Source organism: Sorangiineae bacterium MSr12523 (assembly GCA_037157775.1).
GTDB lineage: Bacteria > Myxococcota_A > Polyangia > Polyangiales > Polyangiaceae > Pendulispora > Pendulispora brunnea.
The window spans coordinates 5,181,170-5,199,934 of record CP089982.1 but is presented as its reverse complement, the minus strand read 5'-3'; the positions used below and the strand labels follow the sequence as shown (position 1 = coordinate 5,199,934).

The following is an 18,765-nucleotide window of genomic DNA, read 5'->3' as shown; positions in this document are numbered from 1 at the left end:
GCGCCGTTTCAGCTCCTCGGTGACCAAACGCTCCCAACCCGCTCGGTCAACGAAGTAGGAAGCGACTTGTCCCCGAGTGAGAGAACTTGCAGGCGCGCCAAAATACGCATGCAAATCGACCGCGTAGCGGGCGACAATCGCACGAAAGGGCCGTCGTCCTCGGCCTCCGCAAGCTCGGTGATGTGGCCGACGAGCTGCTCCACGGACAGGCGCCGCACGGATGGCGAGCACGCGTCCTGCCAGATCTGGCAAAGCTCGAAGAGGTAGACGATGGTCTCGCGGGGCAACAGCTCGAAGATCTGGTCCGTGCCACCGTCGAAGAACGGCGTGCGCGCCTCGGGCGGAGAGTCGATGTCGCGGACGGCCAGCGCGATTGTCTTCGCCATGATGCCGAGGTCGTAGAGTGGATCGCCCTCCTTGGGCTCGGCCTTGTTCGACCGTGCATACTCCGCCGCGAAGGCGAGCACCTCGCTGTCCTCGGCGGCGCTGAGCGGCACGACGATGCACGGGGGCTCCTCGGCCCCATCACCTTCGTCGCCCTCATGGAACAGTGGGGGTAGAGGAACGGTGATTTTGCGCTCCGCCTTCTTTCCAAGGCGCGCGCGCAAGATGGACAGGTTCAATGTTCACCCGATAATGTCCGGCTCACCCCCCGAGAGGGTGAACGTTCCCTCTTGGGTTCCGTTTTTGTGGGTGGATTGCACGCTGGCTTTTGTGACCCTCATGCTCACCTGATGAATCTTCCCATCGATGGTCGCGAGCGCGACATCGAGGTCCGTCTTGTTCTTCATCAGCACCAGCATGTTCACGCTCGATCCGCCGACCGGCATGACGCTCTTGCAGCTCAGCGTCGTTTGGATGATGCCGTCGGAGAATCCGAGCACCACGCCGTCACCAAACTGCGGCTCGTCGCCGGACTCGACGTCGTAGGTGTTCTCGAAACACTCGCCGAATTTTCGCCCGGACACATAGATCGAGGCCGAGCGGACCTTAACGTTGGCCAAGGCATTTCTGCTTCCACCCCCTTGGTCGTGGTCGTGCTTCGATTAGGCGGCCGCCAGGCTGGATGGCCGCACCGAAATGCCAATCTGATGATTATTGGCCGCGGAAATCATCCGGAGCGACGTCATGATCCGCAGGGCTTGCGCGTCAAAACTCGAGACCGGAAGGTTGTCGTCGACGCGCATCAAGATCGGCGCCGGCAGGTCCTTCCCGGCTTCAAATCCCTTCAAGCGTCCGTATACGATCGAGTTCCACACGTTCGGCGTGAGCACGCCGGACGGCGGGTTGCGTTCGTTGGGAGCCGGATCGGGGCCGATGCGCGGGTTGGCGGGGGCAACCTTCGTGACCCACGTGAGCTTCAGGTCCTTCAACACGTAGTCGGGCACGACCGCGTCGGAGGTGTCGAGGATGGAGTAGTCGGGAATCGACCCGCGCAAGCTGTGCGAGGTGATCGCGCGCACGACCACGGCGTATCCGTCGCCCGTTGTCGAAATGGGCGTCACGCCGCTGTTCAAGGCGGCCACCTGGGTCATGTGCGACGGAATGTCGCCGGGTTGGCTGTGTGGCGCGACGCCGGCGAGGATGGCGCCGTCGTAGGCTGCGGCCGGGTCGACCTGCTCCTTCTGCGTCCTCAGCGCCGCCATGTTGGCGGCGAGCTCGGACGGATGCGTCTCGCCGAGGTATTGCCAGCAAACCTGAAATCGCTCGGCATTGAGCGTGGTTTGGGCGAGCGATACCGCCGTCGCGAACGTGTCGTTCGTGGCGCACACGGCGTGCTGCAGAATGCCGACGAGCACGTCGGCTTGGGAATTGATCTGCGCACGCCAGCGGCGGAGATTCGTGGCGTCGCCCTGTCCAATCGCAATTCGATCGAAGGCCATCGGCTCGATGGTGCTGAGGACCTGCGTGACGTCCTCCGCGCCCACCCCGCCGCCAAAGAAGACGCCGCCACCGGAGGCTGCGACGCCCCCCGCCACGACCGAAGTCGCCCCCGGGGCGAGCACCGAAGCATCCATCAGAATAAAACGGTTGCCGATTGCGCCCTTGCACTTGCACGTGAGCGTGACGACGCCGTTTGCTGGCGCGGCGATGACAGGACAATCGGCTTCCGAGTTGAACACGCTTGCGATGCGCGCCGCGGCGGTGGCCGGAGTATCGGTCGAGGAGATGATGCCGGCATACGTCTCACCGCCAACGCGGTATTCGAAGTTCCAGTTGGTGTCCCACGTTCCGCCGATCGTGATCTTCGCCGCCGCCGGCACGGCGCCGTCGGGCTGCGCGACCGCGATGGCCCGAATGTTCACGCCGGAAACGGAAAGGGCCGCGAGGCACATGCGGGCGAGCTGCGAACCTCCACCGAAGTACTGGCGGGCCTGCTGCGCGGAGAACACCGTCTTGACGTCGCGGTTGGTGCGCGCGGTTCCATCGTCCGTCATCTGCCCGACGAGCAAGAGGAGCAGCGGAATCGACCCAACGGAGATGGCGCCCTGGCCATAGAGGACCTCGCCGTAGGCGCCGGGGACGCGGTCGTTCGGGGAGAACCCGGCGATAACAACGTTCACGGCGCGGCCTTCTTCGGCGCGGGAGCGTCCGCTGCGGGCGCCTCGGGCTTCGCCTGCACCGCAGGCGGAGCATCACCCGGCGGCTTCGCGGCTGCCGCCGCCGCCGGCGGCGTCGGCGGGGACGAGGCCACGGCCTGTGCCGACTCGATGGCGGGAACCTCACCGGGATGGTGGGCTTTCCACTCAGCGAGAGCGCGCGCACGGGCGTTAGCGAGGACGGCTTGGGGGTTTTGGAACTGGTCGTCGGGAAACCCGCACCGGCGCAGCGTCTCGGCGTCTGCGGCGATGAGATCGCCGTGCGCGATGCCGCGTCGATAGTGGTTCGACGCCATGAGGAACGGGATGGCGACGGGCCCTTCGTCGTAGACGGGAACGATGGCATCCCCGCGGGCCTCGAGCCGCGCCCCCACCCACCCGCGACCGGGATTGTGCGACGGGTCCCAGGGGTAGACGGCGGTCGGCCGACCTTCTTGATCGAGGGGCGCGGCATAGGGATTTACAAACACGAGGAGCGTGTCGGGGTGCGCCATGCGCGCCTCCAAACGGGCAATGGACTCACGCGCCGTTCCGGCGACGCGGTCAGTACCGAACCTTCACGAGCGGCTCGCCATTCGGGTCGAACGCGGTGGTCTGGTTCGTGATCGGCATCGGCGCGTAGCGGCCGAGGTCGTACTCTTGAAGCTCGCGGAGCTCGAGGGTCATCTCCACGGCGGGGTAGCGACGCGCTGGGGAATCGGACATCGCTTCGACAAACGTGCGCCGCCGCCGCCGCCGCAAGTCGATCGACCAGGCGCCGAGGTAGCCATAGATGAGCGAGCCCTCGGAGGCCGCGCGCGGATCGCTGTCGCCGGCAACAACAAAGCCCGGCGCCCTTCCCCGCTCGATGCCCATGTCCACGAGCTTCCAAATCGCATTGGCGAAGGGCTGGCGAATTCGCTGCTTTGCCTGCGGGGACGGCGGAACGACCCAGAGCAGCGCGAGCTCACTGGTCTCGACGTGGTAGTCGTCCGCAATGCGCTCGGAGTTCCCCCCCTCGCGCCAAACGAAGATCGCGGGGAGGTCGCGCTCGTTGAACGAAACCTCCTCAGGGTCATGGCAGAAGGCCTCGCGGCAGGGGGGCAGGCGCGGCATGAGGTGACCGAACGCCTCCATCGCGTTGGCGTTGAGCCACGCTCGCAGAAATTCGGCGAGATGGGTCAGCGCGGGATCGCCGGCCGCTTCGTCGGCGCCCGCCGGCGCGACGGGCGCCGTGACGAGCCCGTATCGGTCTCCCACGAATTACTCCTCAACGATAACGCGTGCCCGGGCGATGCCGTGCTCAATTTCACGCACCATCACCCGCTCGCATTGCAGATATGCGAGACCCATGAAGCCGGACCACGCATCGACGTACCCGGCGTAGGGCGCATCGGCGACCAGCTCTCCGAGGGCCGCGCCGCCCGCGCCAAGGGCTCGGTCCGTCAGGCGCCCGGCGACCGATTTGGTCAGGTTGTACGTGCGGTCCTTGTAACGATGGTGGCCGCGCGCGTCCCTCGCCGCCTCCTCGGTCCCTTTCTGGACCGCGGTGGCCATGCTCGAGGCGACCTCCGAGAGCGCGCGCCGCCAATCCCGCTGAAGCTCCTCGACGCCCTCGATGCGCACGTGAAGGTTCATGGTGAGATCACCCGAACTCGCCGCCCTAGGGAAGCATGTTGATGGACATTTGGCCCGACTTGGTGACGGGGACGGGCCTGATCGGTTGCACCATCCTGGCCGCGAGGAGCGAGATATTCTTCGGCGCGCCATCGGGATGGCCGTGGACGACTTCCTCCGCGTCCAGCGCGGGAGAGAGGGTGGTACCAACGATTCCGACGTGGCTCGGGCCGGTCACGGAGAGAAGAGGCGCCTTGGACCAGATGTATTGAAGGAGGCCGCCCGAGATATGCGCCCCTAGAACGCTGTCGAACGCAAGAATGGCGTTCTTCGGTGGAGTGGTGCAACCTTCATCGTTGATGATCGGATTGCGAATATCGATCGTCGCGTTCGATCCACCTGCACCGGAGAAGACGGCGGCGTAGTCCTTCCAGACCTGAAAATTGGCGTCCACCAGACTGACAGAAGAGCTATAGGAGACGAATCCGAGCTTGGCGAGAATCTTCAATTGGGACCAATGATTCACGCCCGACGCATCGCTGTTCTCGATACCGAATTCACCGCCCTTGCCGGACGTGATGAGCATGTCGATGTTGTGACCCGCCGAAAAGAAGCAATTATTCTTCAGGCGCATCCCGTACCGCGCTGAGGCGATATACAAGTTTCGATAGCGGCCGTCCGGCGTGAGAAAGAAGTCCAGGCCGCCGCCCGAGAAGCCAAGGTCCGAGACCTCGACGTTCGTGATGATCGACTTCATCGAGATGCGGCGAAGGGCGCAGTAGAACGGTCCGCTGCTCGTGGCCAGGACGACGAAGGAGTCGTTCACGCGGTCGCCGTTGACCACAACGAGCGTTTGGCCGGAAACAAACGGGAGCTTCGCGTCCGGCGCCTTGATGGTTCGCTCATATACGGCCCTATGGCTGATCCGAATCGAATCGAGGTCGCCGCCGCACATGTTGAAGTAGGCACCACCGGTGCATGGCCAGCCGAAAAACGAGAACCCGACCACCACGTTCTCGTAGTCGCTCTGTGTCAAGACGCCCTTTCCGGACAACGTGAGCGACGCAATCGGCTCGTTCGGGCCCGTGCCAGGATCGTTCACGTACAAGCGAAGGGTGGTATCGGCGCCCTCACCATCGAACGTCACAGCAACGTGGTAGACCTTTCCCATCACCAGGGTTCCCGGTGGCGACAGGAGGGAGTGCATCACCCCATTGACCGTGACGTGCGCCACGATGCGATCTCCCACCTTGAAGAGCGAGAAGGCGCTGGTGAACGGCGCCGTCGAGAACAGCCGGCCGTATGAACCGAAGAGCTGCCCGACCGTACTGACATCGGAAGGCTTGAAAAAGCACTCGGCGCAGAATTGCGAAAGGCCATCCACCTCGAGGGAGGGGCAATCCCGAAGATTCAAGTAGTGATCGAATTTCGATCCACGGAAATCGAGGGCCGCGCCGGGGCCGTTCACCAAGGAAGGTGCCGTTGGGAGCGGCTCGAGCACGGGCCCACCGAGCATCAATGGGCCAAAGAACCCGCTCTGCCGCAACGTGGAGAGGTGTCGCCCGGCCCCACATAACCGGATGCTCCCGCGGGCGATGCGCAGCGGCGATGTGAGGCGGTACATCCCCGGGGGAAAATAGACGACGCCCCCGGCCCGCGGCACGGCCTCGATCGCCGCTTGGACAGCAAGCGTGTCATTGGCGACGCCATCGCCGATGGCGCCGAACCTTCGTACATTGGAGACATTGGGACCGACGGGAAGGATCGCGGCCGCTTCGTTGGTGTTCATACTTGCGAATGGGCGCTCAATCGGCGCGTGAAAGGTTTAGACGGGGGTCACCCGAAGTCACCGCCGTTCGACGAGCCATCGGGATCGTCGGTCACCACGCGCCGAGCGTTGTCGTAGATATGCGGCAGCAGGATGCGCGGCTTCGGCTCGGGCGCATGGTCGGCCAAGATCTGCACGGCCTGTGCGATGCGCTCCATGCGTCGCTCGGCGCGCAGCCATCGTTCCGCGCGCTTTTCCTCACCGAAGGAGCGCACGTACTCGGGATGTCGCTCGAACGAGTAAGCGATCGCGTAGTCCAGCGCAGCACTCTTCAAGAGCCGCGGAACTCCGGCAGCCGGCGGCGGAAGCGTCCCGTAGATCCTCAAGAGGTACGACTCGACGTCACCCTGCGCCCGCTCGAGCACCTGCTCGACGGCAGGGTCCTCGTCCGTAACCACGCGATCCCTATCGTCGTCGAAGATCTCGAGGAACGTGTCGGGCGTCAGCGCGAGCCGGAGGTCGGAGGGTGTGATGTAGAAGGCCGACGGCGCCATGGGCGAACCCGCAGACGGCGTGCGACGTGACGAGCACGTCGCGCGCGCTGAGCTCATCCCCCGGTGCGGAAACCCTCCTTGGCTCGGGCCCTATCCGCGGCCACGAGCCAGCCACCCTAGAATCAGGCTATGCTCGAGGCATGGCCCATCCGTACATCGAGGTTCCGCACATCGTGGCTCCCGAGCGCGTTCGCACCCTCGATCGAGCGGAATTTCATGCGCTCGAGATCGGGGGGGGATCGGCCCGGGATCCAGCTTCTCTACGGCTGGATGCACATGTCGACTCCGCCCCTGCGGGAGTCGCCGCCCATCCATCGATTTACCGAGGACCTGGATTCGGTTGTGCGCCCGCTGTATCGGGAGGAGTTCGAGAAGCTGATGCAAAAGGAGAGGCCGGGACGCGCAGAGCGCGGGGAGGACTACCGCGTCGAGCTTCTCTCGGGCGTCCTTATCGAGATGGGCGATGCCAGCGAGCGGCACCATACGGTTGTCGAGCGCGTTTGCGATCGACTTGACGCGGCGATCCCGGAGGCCGCCTCCTGGTGCAGCTATGGACACGTGCCGCTTACCGTCGATTCCATGCCGCTCGTGGACATAAAGATCGTGCTTCCGCCCGACCCGCAAATCGAGCAGGACAACCCGCTCGCACTCATCGAGGTCGCGGATGCCTCGCTCGACAAGGACCGCCACATCAAGGCGGTGCTGTACGCCGCCGCGGGCGTTCGCGAGTATTGGATCGTGGACCTTCAAGGCGAGGCGATCGAGGTCCATCGTCGCCCCTGGGCCAACAGGTACCCTGAATTCCGGCGCTACACGGACGTTGTCCGGTACGAGCGGGGGGACCGTATCCAGGCAACGGTGCTATTTTCCCGCGGCGCCGCGGTAAACGACTTCTTGACCGGCCTAGACGCTCTGCACTGAGTCGATGCCCACGCGCTAGCGCCTCGACGCTCGGGCACGGGGCGTTCTTCAGGAGCCGCCGAACTCCGGCCGACGCCCATGCTCGTCCCGTGAACCCTTCCAGGGGTACGACCGCACCTCGCCCGGTGCGCGCTCAAGCAACATCGTCGACGGCGGAATCTTCGTCCGTGTCCACGCGACCCCGATCGTCGTCGAAGGCCTCGCGGGACGTGTCAAAAACGGTTCTGCTGGCACGTGCGACACATAGGCCCTTCGTCCGCGAACGAAGAACTGCTCGGGCTACACTCAGACGCGTGACACAAATAGACCCAATGCTGATTGAAACACTTCTAAACATGTCCGAGAGCGACGTCTTGGACTTCAAATCGGCACAATATCTATTTTCGGGAGCAACCGAAGACCAGAAGTCCGAGCTGGTGAAAGATATTCTTGCATTTGCAAATGCGTGGAAAACGGATGACGCGTATATCGTCATTGGGGCAAAGGAGAATCCCGGAGGACGGGCGACACTGACAGGCGTCTCCAGCCATCTCGACGATGCCAGGATTCAGGAGCTCGTCAACTCGAAAACCAATCACCCCGTCGCTTTCGAATACGTAGCCCTGACGTTCGAGGGAGTATCGATCGCGATCATTCGTATTAGGAGGACTCAGCAAAGGCCAATCTTTCTAAGAAAGAAATTTGGACGATTGGAACCCAACGCTGTCTATCTGAGACGGGGAAGCAGCACCGCCACGGCCGCCCCGGACGAGATCGCCCGGATGGGCGCCGCGGCCTTATCAACCACCCAGGAACCAATCCTCGAAATTGATCTCGCTCGCTATCCGGAGCAACAGATCCATGGGAAGGTCGCGAGGCTCACGTCAACGGTCACGTCAATTCAGACCATCCCGTCCCCTCGGTCTCGCGCTGTTCATCCCGACAGGCAACGGCTGCTCGACAGCATGCCACAGCACGCAAGGGTCTTGCGAGCAAGTCGTGAAAAGCTAGAGCGGTCGGCCCGGAGGGATCCCTGGCCGCCGCCGGACCCAAAACAAGTCGCGGAGTATCGTAAGAAGACGGCGCTCCTGAGTGGATTGGTGTTCCGCGTACATAACGCTGGACGTGTCCTAGTTTCCGACGCCCGAATTATCATGGCGTTCGCGCAATCCCCTGGCCTCTCCATCGTCGACGAGATTCCAGCGGAGCCGCGCGGTGGAATTCACCAAATATCCTCTGTACTCGCGCGATCACGAAACGCCCCGACTACCACCGTGCGTGAGACCCTGCAGTCGTGGGAAGTCACCGCGGATATCGGCAAGATTCAACCAAACGCAACCTCGTGGAGTGCTCCATTTTGGTTGGGGAGTACCTCCCCGTGCGACCTATCCGTTACCGCCCAGGTCCTCGGTGACAACATCTCCACACGAACCGAGGTCACTTTGCAGTTCGAGATCTACGTGAATGAGGAGTCTTTAACCATAGAGGTCGATGACTCCGACTAGGAAGCAACGATCCACGGCTCCCGTGGCAACCATTACACCTCTTCGAGCAGACCCGCCCGAACCAGGAGCTCGGCCTGCTCGGGCGCCATCACGACCGCCTGCCCGACATGGTGAATGCGATCGGGGGCTGCGAAAAGCTGCCCATGCTTCACGCGGTACGTCTTGTGCGCCGGCGTCGGAACTTCGCTCACCGCAGCGGTCGCATTTTCGGCCTTTCCGGACCGCGGCTGTCCCTTGGGTTCGGCGGCGGCCTTCGCGTCGGTCGCCGACGCGGCCTTGTTCTCGGGTTGCCCTTCGTTCTTCGAATCCATGGAAACCTCATTGGTATGCGTTCTTGATCACGCCCCCGACCAGGCTGGACGTCGCGACTTCCGCATCCTGAACAACCACGACGACCGATTTACCGCCGCGCGCACCGCGCCGTGCATCCCAGTAGGTCCGCACCATCCAGCCGGAGACGTACTGCCCGTCGGTGATGACGCCGTTGGCCCCGGTCCAGCGGAACGTATACGCCGTGCTGACGTCCTGGCCGTCCGCCGGCGGGTTCGCTGGCGGGTGGTGGAAGAGCACCACGTCGGGTCCCCACACGTAGATGGGGTTTCCCGTTGGCGGGGCGTACTTCATCTCGGCCGTGTAAATCGGCGGCAAGTCCAGGATCGCCGAGAGCTGTTGGTTCGACGGAATCGCTGCCGCCGAGTCCTTGTAGGAGAAGTATTTTTGTACTTGCGGGTTCCTCGCGAAGGCATTGCGCAACCGCCGCGACATCACGATTCCCGTGATGGGGGCAAACGAGTTCTCGATGATGGTTTGCAGGTTCCCGATGGGATCCGAGTTCGGCCCGCCATTCCATTGTGCGCCCGGCGCAAGCGTGATCACGTTAGGGGTCACGAAGTTCGCCGGGTTCGACATCAACGACGCCACCCGGAACTCGCGCTCGATTTTCATCGCCGCCATCACGCGATTGACGGCGGCCTGGAACGGCCGCAGCGGGGCATCGGCCGCTGCCTCGAGCTCCGTCGGCACGAACGATGCGAGCGCGTACTCGATCGTCGTGAACGATCCCAGAGAGAGCGTCGGACTGACCTCGGGGATGCCGGTGCCAGCGGACTGCACGTTCGGCATCACGCGCGCGAACGCATTCGAGGCGTTCCAGGTGTAATACTTGTCCGAGGGCTTGGGGACCAAGACGACGGGGCACGCGATGTCGGCAACCCCGTCCTCCTGCCGATAGCCCGCCGCGTAATTGGGCAGCGGCGCGTCTTGGTGCACGTCCGTGACCGCGAGGTCCATCGTGACGAGCATCGAGTTGCCATCGGCGGCCCGCATGCGGACAGGGTGCCGCACGGTACGCGCGAGCCCCTGGTGGTATTGGAATGCCGCGTATTCGGAGAGCGCAACGTCGTTCTGGTACTCGTATTCGGCGACTACGCTTCCGTTGGGGTCGAGAACCCGGCCCGTGGCGAGTTCCAAGCGCCTGCCCGTCGCGCGATCGTGCTCGTCGCGCAGCTGCACAATGCTGCCCTGCATGGATGACTCCGTGCGCCGGGCAGGCGAAAGCCTCGTGAGTCTCCATGCTTCCGAAGACACGCGGGGCTTTCGTCAAGCCGGTGCTGTTATTTCGATATTTCTGTTGGAAAGCGCCTCGATGCCCTCCTTTTCAAGGAGGCGCCTTGGAATGGAATCCTTATGCGTTGTTCGCGCGATCGATGAGGATCTGCACGGGCTCGCCGTCCGCGGCAGCCTGCAGTGCGTAACCAAATTGAGCTTGGCCGGGCGTGCATGCCTTGGCGCCGCCGGGCCGCGTGTTGCTGCCCCGCACGCGTGCCCCCCTGCCGACGGCACCATCGGCGATGCCTACCGCGATACCGTAGATTTGGGCACGCCCTGTGCGCCCGCGGGGGATGTCTTCCACCAAAATCGCGATACCACCGCCATCGGCCGTGGGCAGCTTGACGGCGTGCGTGCCGGGCGCGGTCTGCGCGGTATCAAGCACGACGATCTGTCGTGCGACCATGTCGACGTCGCCCGTGTTGGTGACGGGCAGGTCCGGTCCAGTAGGGACGCGGCCCCAGTCAAAATCCGAATTTGCCATGCGTTGCTCCGAGGATTCGGGTTAGTTCGGGCCCGCCGAGGAGAACGGCCTCCGGCCCCTTGCCGCGGGCGCGAGCTTTCAGGCGCCTTGCTGGCGGATAAGACGCTCGGCCTCGCACTGCGCGTCGGGATACGAGAGCCGGCGCTCGCTCATGAGTTTCTGCGTGAGCGACGAAATCGTCTCGGTGCGCGGAGTCGGGGGTGCCCCACGGCCGCCGGGCTCACGCTGCGTCGTGAGCTCGCGCAGCAGGTGCGGATGTTCAATCCGGGGATAGAGCTTTTCGAACGCTGCCGGGCTCGTGGTGCACACCGTGTGCATGGCCTCACGGTCGGCCTCGCTCAGCTTCTTCGCGTCCTTGTACGTAAAGTAGGCCAGATTGACCCGCTCTTGGATGTCGCGCTCCTCGCGCTCGCGTTGAGCGTCGCTCAACGTTTTCACCTCGCCCTCCAGCCGGGCCACGTCGCCTTCGAGCTTCGTCACCTGGCTCTGTGCTTCCTTCAAATGCAAGGTCAAGCTGGCGCTTTCCGTGGAGAGCGTTTGCTTGTCGCTCAGGAGGGCGGCCTTCTCCTCCACGAGCTTCGCCTTGTCGGCTTGCAGGCGTGTGTTTTCTCCCTCGAGCTCTTTGACTCGCTCGGCTGTCATGATCTCCTCTCTTTCGTCGCCCCCTTCCCTCGCGACCTGCTCGCCGGCATTGAGCTCGCCGCCCTGACCGGCGCTGTCGTCCCTGCCGTCCCCCACGGCCTCGTCGTCCGTGCCGGCGTCGTCCTCCTCGGCGCGGCCGCGCTCTTCGTCGGCCTCTTCGTCGCCCAGATCAGCGGCCCCCTCGCCGGCAGCTGCACAGATCATGGCCCGTACCGCATGGAACAGCTCGGAGGCGGTGCCGCTCAGGGGCCATCGGACGGCGTCGCGCAAACTGGTGACGTAGGCCGTCACCGGAACACCATGGAGATCGCGTCCTCCGCGCGCCTCGTGCAGAAGGGCCAGACGCTCGAGCGCTTCGCCGCAATCCTGGGCAGTGGACAGCTCGGGAAGCCGGAGCGCCGCTCGGAGCACCGGCATGTATTCGTCGGCCGAGTACGCGAATGGCGCGCTGCCCGGTCGCGACGAGTCGCCCGCGCCGCCGCGGTCGCGCGCCACGAGGGGCGCCATCCCATCCAGGAAGGGCACGTTGGTGAGCGCACCGGAGGTGAGGCGCGCTCCCACAGGCTTACCCGTCACGCGATCCTTCGAGCGGAAGCGAATCGCGGGCGAGAAGTATTTGTACTGGCCGGAGCGAATGTATTCGCGGGCTCTTGCAAGCCATTCGACGAGCCCCCAGAGGCTGCCGTGCTGGATCCTGAGCCCTCGGATCCAACCTTGCGCCGGAGCACCCTCGCTCGGGATCGAGCCGCTGGTCGGATCCGACTCGCTGGCGTGTTCGAAGTCGATCGGGACGCTTCGGTTCTCGGTCGACTCGAAATTCGCGATGATCTCGCGAAAGACCCGGTCATCCAGCTCGAAGGGGCCCGCGGGGTGTCCGAGAAACCGGCCCGGCTTTGCGATCTCGATCCAAACCGGCTCGCCTTCCGCCGGCGTCCCTGCGGGGAGCGGAACGCCGCCGCAGAGGAAGACCTCCGGATCCGTGCCGCGCAAGTGGCGCACGTGGAGGGCGCCGCCTTCCGCGAGATCCACGCGGACGTGGAGGCGCTTCTTTTTCGGACGCGCATGTGCGCCCGGATCCGCCGTGGGACGCGCCGGGCCTGCGCGCCGGTTCGCTTTCCCCGCCGCGGCCGCGGGTGCGGATGTCAAGTTGGCCATGGATCATTCACCTTCGCTGATGGGGCTCGCGCGCCGGTTCGCCGCGGTATCCCGGGCATCACTGGCCAGGCTTTCCCCGCGCCTTGTCGTTGTCGTAGGGGCGCCAACGGTTTCTCGCCTCCGACCGGCTTCGCTCCCCCTCCTCCTGCTGTTGACGCAGAAGCTCGTCGGGATCCGCGAGGGCCTGGACATCCACCGGGTGGAGCGGGGCGATCGGCACCATGCGCCGCGGCTTGTGCTCCTCTCCCGCGGGTTTGGGCACCAAACGCAGCCCCAATTCTTCGGCGAGCCAATCGGCGTCGATCGGAAGATTGGCCTCGGACCCTTTCTTGGCGATGTCGAGGCGCTCGCTCGCGTCGGGTTGCTCCTCGACATGAATCACCACGCGGGGCGTGAGGTGCGTGGCGTTCGGGTGGTTCAGACGAACCATCCACGCGATGAGGTCGCGCCGCAGCGTCTGCGCCAAACAGTCCGCATCAAACGCCGCGATGCGCAGCTCACCGGACTGACCCACCGTCGCCGTCGAGCGCGAGCCGTACGCCCCAGGGCTGGTGGTGAAGGTTTGGCCGCGTACGCACTTCGTCATCTCGTTGTTGCAGAGCTCCACCCATTCCAAGTGGGTAATGCCCGATCGGCCGGCGGTGAGCGCGGGGCCGAGCATTTGGAGCGAGATGGAATTCGGGAGGACCGCGCCGGCGAGACTCCCCAGCCCGAGCGCGCGGACCGTGGCGTCGGCTTGTTTGAGGTCGTCGTCGTTCGCCGCGCGAGGCTTGCCGTCGGCCTGGGTCGCTGCGTAGGCCAACGTCCACGGCTTGGCGAACCGCTCGATGTACTGGGCGCCTCCCCGCGCCCCCAGCGCCTTCAGGGCGATGTAGAACGCGAGCTGCCGGCCGAGTCCCTCGCGCGTCGGGTAATCGGCACGAAGTTGCGGCGCATGGACGATGAACTTGCCGGGCCAGTCCTCGACGCACAGCCCGAAACTTCCTTCGGACTCGGACGGTGCCCCGTGCCTCCACGCGCGCACCATCCCCTGGTCCCAGACGTGCACCTTCCAGGTCGCGGGATCGGGATACGAGAGGCGGCGGGAGTGGATGAAGTGGAGCCACGCCGGGCGCCATCGCTCCTCGCGCGACCAACCGATCTCGGCACCGCAGACGCCGTAGTAGATTCCCCAAAGGAGCGACGAGAGCGCCTCGCGCAAGTTGCCGATCGCCTTGACGTCGGTGGAGACCTCCTCGGCAATCTCCTTGGCGCGCGCCAGATCGGCGCTGCCCGGAGGGCACGGCGCGGGAACGATCTCGAGCCGACCTCCGGCCACGTTGAGGACGCGCTGGGCGACAATCGAATAGCCGTGGGGCTCACGCTCGAGCAGCTCGTCGAGCAGATCGACGTATTCTTGTCGATGCCCTGTCTGCGACAGCCGGAACAGGGACGAGATCGTCTGCAGGCTGATCGACGAGCCGAGAATCGCCGGGAAGCGGTCGACGAGCGGCCACGGTGCAACCGGTGCCTCCTCGGGCCTCGGGGGATCCCCCTTGCGCGCGCGGGCGGATGCCCGGCGCTGACGGCGATTCATGCGGGATGAGCACGACGAAGAGGTGGCCCTTAGCCAAAAATTCCAGCGCTTTCGAGATCGGTGAGGACGACTGGAGACTGGACGGAGCCCACGTCCGCTTCGAGCACGGTGAACGCCGCGGCGAGGGCATCGACTTGGTCATCGTGCCGCGCCGTGGGAAATTGAATGAGCTCGCGAACGAGCTCACTCGCCCATGGGGCTCCTTGCGGAATGAGCACCCGGCCGTCGTTCCATGCGGCCGCGACGGGCTGGGCACGCACGTACTTGTCGCTGTTCGCCGTGTTGGTTTGGATGTCGACGTCCGAGACGCGGAAGAAGTCGACAATACCGAGCTCGATGCCCGCGATGAAGGCGAAGGCCTGCGCGGCGTAGGTGGCGCACAGCTTCGCGACGATGTCGCGGAACTCGGGTGCGGGCACCTGCACGCGCACCACATCCAGCACGTAGTAGCGTGCCCGCGGTGGACGCCCAAGCCGCGCGAGCACCAGCGCCACGGAGTAGTCCGAGCGCTTTTTCGTGCTGTACGCGAAGTCGGCCCCGATCGAGACCCGAAAGCCCTCGGTGGGCCGGCTCGCGGGGTCGAAGAGAAAGCTTCCGCGGAAGAGCCCGAGGCCTCGCGGCCGGGGCGAGCCCTGGTAGAGCGACCACCAGTCGTACTCGCCGAGCGAGAGCCGCTGGGTCTCGAGCCAGTCGAGAGGCCTGTGGCTGGGCCAAAGGGCCCCCGCGTCGGAGATCGCGGGGAGATTCGTGTACTCCCACGCAGGCCCGCCATCGGCACGCGCCTCCGCCGACAGGCGACCAATAAGGTCGTCCTCCACCCACCGCGTGTGCACGATGATGACGGAGCCGCCGGGATGCAACCGGGACAGCGCCGTCGATCGGAACCAGCTCTGAACGCCGTCTCGAAGGACCTCACTCTCGGCCTCCGCACGGTTTTTGTGCGGATCGTCGACGATGATGAGCTGCGCGCCGTAGCCCGTGAGCGGCCCGTCGATGCCGGCGGCCAGAAAGCCGCCGCCCTCGGTGGTTCGCCATTCGTCGACGGCCTGCGTGTCCGTCCGAAGCCGCACGCCGGCCTGGCGCGCGTAGTCACGCGCCAGGCGGCTCTTCGAGTGCGCGAACCTTGCCGCGTAACTCGCATACGCCACGGTGTTCGCGCCGTGACGGCGAAGGTATCGGGCCGCACCATGGAGAAGCGCCTCGGTCTTTCCGTGCTGCGGCGGTACGCTGAAGAGCGCGCGGACAGGCTCATGCTCGATGCGCTCGAAGAACTCGCAGATCGGCCCGAGATGCGCGGGCGATGACCAACGCGGGGTGAGTGCGGGGACGAATTCGAGCAGCGGGAGCTGGGCACGTGCCCGGCTTCGTCGTTCAAGTTCCGCCTCCGCCGACAACGCGAGCGGGGTCTTCCCCCGCTGCGAGTCTCTCGAGCTGCTCATCGGTCAGGCGCGTCACATCGAGCACCGGCACGGCGCCTCCATCGGGACCCGAGATCTCCGCACGCTCAACGTAGCCTCGCGCCTTGCCTCGGCACTTCAGATAGAAGATCACCGCTGTGAGGTTCCCCTCCCCGATCGCGGCGAGCAGCTTCGACTCGGCGAGGTCCAGCGTCTTGAACTGCGCCTCGTCGCACACGGCCTGCAGGGACGGGTGGCGCTGCACATAGTTCTTGATGGTGTTGGGGGCGCATCCGAGCTTGTTGGCGGCGGCCGTGAAGATACCGGCGGACATGCGCAGTGCCTCCGCGACCTGCTCGACGCGAAAGCGTTCGGGCCCGCCCCGTCTAGCCGCCATCCGCCACCCGGCGCGCCGGCCCGTACATGAACATGCGCCACTCGTGCAGCGCCGGCGTCCCTTCGCCCGTATCGTCTCCGCGCATGCGGATGACCGTGGCCAGGAAGTAGTCCTTGTTGGGTACGGCGAAGGCCTCGTCGGTTCGATTCCACACGTCGTTCGCGATGTGGCCGCGGAGATCGCGCCTGATGTCGACGGCGCACCTGCGGTAGCACTCGACCATCCTGCTGATTCGGAAAACGAGCCGCTCGCGCTCCTCGATCAACCGGGTGCGTCGCTCTGTGGGGGCCCAAGACCAGAGTTCGCGGCAGACGTCCTTCCATCGCGCGATGGCGAGTCGGAGCTCGTGGCCAATGACCCCAAACTCATCAAGGACTTCCTCGGCCACCGTCACCTTGAGACTCGGATTCATGGGCCGCCCCTTCCGGTTGCTCTTGCTGATGCTGCTTCTCGAGCTGACCTAGGCGCTCGAGCGCAAGTTCGGCCATCGCGCGGACGGCGAGGGCCGTGTTCACGATGTTGAGATCTTTCTTCACGCGCACCACGGCGTCGAACACCGCGTCGAACGACGAGAGCGCATTGACCAGGACGGTGTTCTTCTTCGCGTGCTTGCCGAGCCGCTCGAGCATGGCGAGAAACTGCGCGGCGTCCTCGGGAAGAAACGTCAGGACAATGTCTTGATAGGCCGTCTGCCCTGTGGCCAGCGACGCAACCTTCAAGTCATCGAATTGCTTCAGGACATCGTCGTTGAGGCCCGAGTAGAGCTTGTTGTCGAAGTCGAGGGACTTGTACTGCTGGACCAGGATGGACAGATCGTCCTGCCCCACGATGGCGTTGTGCGACAGCTGAATGGCCGTGCGCCGCGCCTCATCGAGCGGGCCGAGCACCTCCAGGACGTCGATTTCCTCGAGTCCCGCCTTCTCCGCCGCGGCCACGCGGTGGTTGCCGCTGAGGATCTCGTCACCGTGGACCAGAGGCAGGCTCGTGAGCCCACCATCGCGCCGCACGTTGTCGACGAGCAGCTGGAACTGGGCCGCGGTCATGTACCGCGCGTTGACCTCAGCTTTCCGCAGCGAGCGAACCGGTCGCCGGACGATCCGGGTGGAGAGCGTATCGTCGCCACCACTCGCGGTAGATGGCTTGGTTGTCGGCACGGCGCACCTCGGAGATGTAGTTGAGAACCCCAGGGCGGCGGGTCAAAAGGTCGAACACGCCGCGGTACTTCATGCTCACGGGCCTTTCCGTGAACGCCGTCGTGACCAGCGCCACCGTGCGCTGCAGGCGTCGGCGGTCGTAGACGTCGACGGACTCCTGGCCCGATGCCAGCATGCACACGAGCTTGGAGAGACGGCGCTTCCGGGAAACGGCGAAGTCCGAAAGAAGGTAGATGCCCGTGTTGCGCTGCAGGCGTGGGTCGCGAAACCCGGAAAGGCTGCGAAGGTCCGAGTAGAGGTATCCGCCGGCGAGGGCCCCATCGAGAAAGACGACGAAACCCATCTGCCCGGTCACGTGCACGAGCCCCGCGAGCAAGTACTTGTCCTTCAGGGCATTCATTACCCGGTTGTCGGCCAGGGCGACCGTCACCCGCGAGGTCTCCGTCAGCTTGCACGGATCGCAGGGCTCGTAGCGGATGGCGTCGGACGTCTCCGGCCGCTTGCGCAACGAAGGGTTTCTCCCGCTCGATGCGTAGAGGTAGAGGGGCTTGCTCCGGCCGGCGGAATACATGCCGACCGGGCGCAGCCCTTCGAGCCGCTGGTCGGCGCACACTGCGAAGCGCGCGCCGAGCTCGCGCAAGGTAGAGACCCAGCCCTCCAGATCCTTCGGATCGAAGACCCGGTACGAGGGCGGCGACCACTCGGTGTTCTGGTCCACGAACTTGTAGAGGCGCTCGTAGCCGCCGCGGTACGTCGGCGGCCAGGCGAAAAGGGTTGCCCCCTTCTGCACCGCCTGGGCGGCGTGATCCCGAAAGTCCCCCGCAAAGAAGTGCCGGACACGGATGGTCTCCATGTACTTGGCGACGCGGTCCTTCGAGAGCCCGAGGTAGTAGCCGACGTTGACGCGGAAATGCTCGCGATGCCGCCGCGCATGGTCGCTTGCACCGTGGAAATGCGACATCCGTACGGCCAAGCTGAGGGCCGCGAGGCGCTCGAGCGGGCTGCCACCGCAGACGGCTTCCTCGAGGAACTCGAGGTCATTCTTGAAGTGGTACGCAAGGGGCTCGCCCGTTGCGAGGCTGCCGATGGCGCACGAAAGAAGGCTGACGTCGTTCGAATGGACCACCGCGTCGGGGCTTCGCGCCATCAGCCCCTGCTCGAACCGAAAGCTGCCGGAGCAGCAGACAAAGACCTCGGTCGATCCCTGGAGATCGAAGACGCGCAGGGCCTGCTCGGCAAACGGGCGTGGAATGGCGCCGACGAACAACATGCAAATCCTGCATCGCTATGACGGTGATGGCATACCCAACGGTATAGCTATTTCGACAATGCACATATCGACTTAGGAATATTCACGCAACGATCTCGCGCAAAACCATGACGGTAGGATCCTACTCCGACGCCGACGCAATCGCGCGAGGCGCGTAAA

At 64.8% G+C, this 18,765-nt stretch carries 20 protein-coding genes; 2 read left to right on the top strand and 18 right to left on the bottom strand.

Annotated elements, in window-relative coordinates:
* Positions 1-8: 8 nt before the first annotated feature.
* From LZC95_19890 to LZC95_19855, 8 genes are read right to left on the bottom strand one after another with little or no spacing between them, the layout of a single operon-like run.
* Positions 9-623, bottom strand: a complete 615-nt coding sequence (locus LZC95_19890) for a hypothetical protein (GenBank protein WXA99071.1) — start codon at positions 621-623, stop codon at positions 9-11.
* A 3-nt stretch (positions 624-626) separates the two neighbouring features.
* Complete coding sequence (locus LZC95_19885; GenBank protein WXA99070.1) at positions 627-1,004, bottom strand: hypothetical protein; 378 nt, start codon at positions 1,002-1,004, stop codon at positions 627-629.
* A 42-nt stretch (positions 1,005-1,046) separates the two neighbouring features.
* A complete protein-coding gene (locus LZC95_19880) occupies positions 1,047-2,564 on the bottom strand; it encodes a hypothetical protein (protein WXA99069.1) in 1,518 nt (505 codons plus the stop codon).
* Positions 2,561-3,094, bottom strand: a complete 534-nt coding sequence (locus LZC95_19875) for a hypothetical protein (protein ID WXA99068.1) — start codon at positions 3,092-3,094, stop codon at positions 2,561-2,563. The genes LZC95_19880 and LZC95_19875 overlap by 4 nt, the downstream gene beginning before the upstream one ends.
* Positions 3,095-3,143: 49 nt before the next feature.
* Entirely contained in the window at positions 3,144-3,839 is a 696-nt protein-coding gene (locus tag LZC95_19870) for a hypothetical protein (protein ID WXA99067.1), read from the bottom strand.
* Between the two features lie 3 nt (positions 3,840-3,842).
* The gene (locus LZC95_19865) at positions 3,843-4,217 is read right to left on the bottom strand and encodes a hypothetical protein (GenBank protein WXA99066.1); all 375 of its coding nucleotides are present in this window, start codon (positions 4,215-4,217) and stop codon (positions 3,843-3,845) included.
* A 25-nt stretch (positions 4,218-4,242) separates the two neighbouring features.
* Positions 4,243-5,985, bottom strand: a complete 1,743-nt coding sequence (locus LZC95_19860; GenBank protein WXA99065.1) for a hypothetical protein — start codon at positions 5,983-5,985, stop codon at positions 4,243-4,245.
* 47 nt (positions 5,986-6,032) lie between these two features.
* Positions 6,033-6,518 (bottom strand): DUF1320 domain-containing protein, encoded by a 486-nt coding sequence (locus tag LZC95_19855; protein ID WXA99064.1) that lies wholly within the window; start codon positions 6,516-6,518, stop codon positions 6,033-6,035.
* A gap of 216 nt (positions 6,519-6,734) precedes the next feature.
* Here LZC95_19855 and LZC95_19850 point away from each other — a divergent pair, with 216 nt between their 5' ends.
* Complete coding sequence (locus LZC95_19850) at positions 6,735-7,439, top strand: Uma2 family endonuclease (GenBank protein WXA99063.1); 705 nt, start codon at positions 6,735-6,737, stop codon at positions 7,437-7,439.
* A gap of 335 nt (positions 7,440-7,774) precedes the next feature.
* Entirely contained in the window at positions 7,775-8,923 is a 1,149-nt protein-coding gene (locus tag LZC95_19845; GenBank protein ID WXA99062.1) for an ATP-binding protein, read from the top strand.
* 32 nt (positions 8,924-8,955) lie between these two features.
* Here the strand turns inward: LZC95_19845 and LZC95_19840 are convergent, their stop codons facing one another.
* From LZC95_19840 to LZC95_19795, 10 genes are all read right to left on the bottom strand, one after another.
* Positions 8,956-9,234, bottom strand: coding sequence for a hypothetical protein (locus tag LZC95_19840; GenBank protein ID WXA99061.1), 279 nt, complete (start codon positions 9,232-9,234; stop codon positions 8,956-8,958).
* A gap of 7 nt (positions 9,235-9,241) precedes the next feature.
* Positions 9,242-10,450 carry a hypothetical protein gene (locus LZC95_19835; GenBank protein WXA99060.1) on the bottom strand — a complete coding sequence of 403 codons (1,209 nt, stop codon included), beginning with the start codon at positions 10,448-10,450 and terminating at the stop codon, positions 9,242-9,244.
* Between the two features lie 157 nt (positions 10,451-10,607).
* On the bottom strand, positions 10,608-11,015 hold the full coding sequence (locus LZC95_19830) for a hypothetical protein (protein WXA99059.1): 408 nt from the start codon (positions 11,013-11,015) through the stop codon (positions 10,608-10,610).
* 78 nt (positions 11,016-11,093) lie between these two features.
* A complete protein-coding gene (locus LZC95_19825; GenBank protein WXA99058.1) occupies positions 11,094-12,812 on the bottom strand; it encodes a hypothetical protein in 1,719 nt (572 codons plus the stop codon).
* 58 nt (positions 12,813-12,870) lie between these two features.
* Positions 12,871-14,388, bottom strand: coding sequence for a DUF935 domain-containing protein (locus LZC95_19820; GenBank protein ID WXA99057.1), 1,518 nt, complete (start codon positions 14,386-14,388; stop codon positions 12,871-12,873).
* A gap of 29 nt (positions 14,389-14,417) precedes the next feature.
* Positions 14,418-15,827 (bottom strand): phage terminase large subunit, encoded by a 1,410-nt coding sequence (gene terL / locus LZC95_19815; protein WXA99056.1) that lies wholly within the window; start codon positions 15,825-15,827, stop codon positions 14,418-14,420.
* A complete protein-coding gene (locus LZC95_19810) occupies positions 15,760-16,182 on the bottom strand; it encodes a hypothetical protein (protein WXA99055.1) in 423 nt (140 codons plus the stop codon). Before LZC95_19810 ends, terL begins: the two co-directional genes overlap by 68 nt.
* On the bottom strand, positions 16,172-16,594 hold the full coding sequence (locus tag LZC95_19805) for a hypothetical protein (GenBank protein WXA99054.1): 423 nt from the start codon (positions 16,592-16,594) through the stop codon (positions 16,172-16,174). The genes LZC95_19810 and LZC95_19805 overlap by 11 nt, the downstream gene beginning before the upstream one ends.
* A complete protein-coding gene (locus LZC95_19800) occupies positions 16,551-17,225 on the bottom strand; it encodes a hypothetical protein (GenBank protein ID WXA99053.1) in 675 nt (224 codons plus the stop codon). The genes LZC95_19805 and LZC95_19800 overlap by 44 nt, the downstream gene beginning before the upstream one ends.
* A gap of 16 nt (positions 17,226-17,241) precedes the next feature.
* Complete coding sequence (locus LZC95_19795; protein ID WXA99052.1) at positions 17,242-18,606, bottom strand: hypothetical protein; 1,365 nt, start codon at positions 18,604-18,606, stop codon at positions 17,242-17,244.
* Positions 18,607-18,765 lie beyond the last annotated feature (159 nt).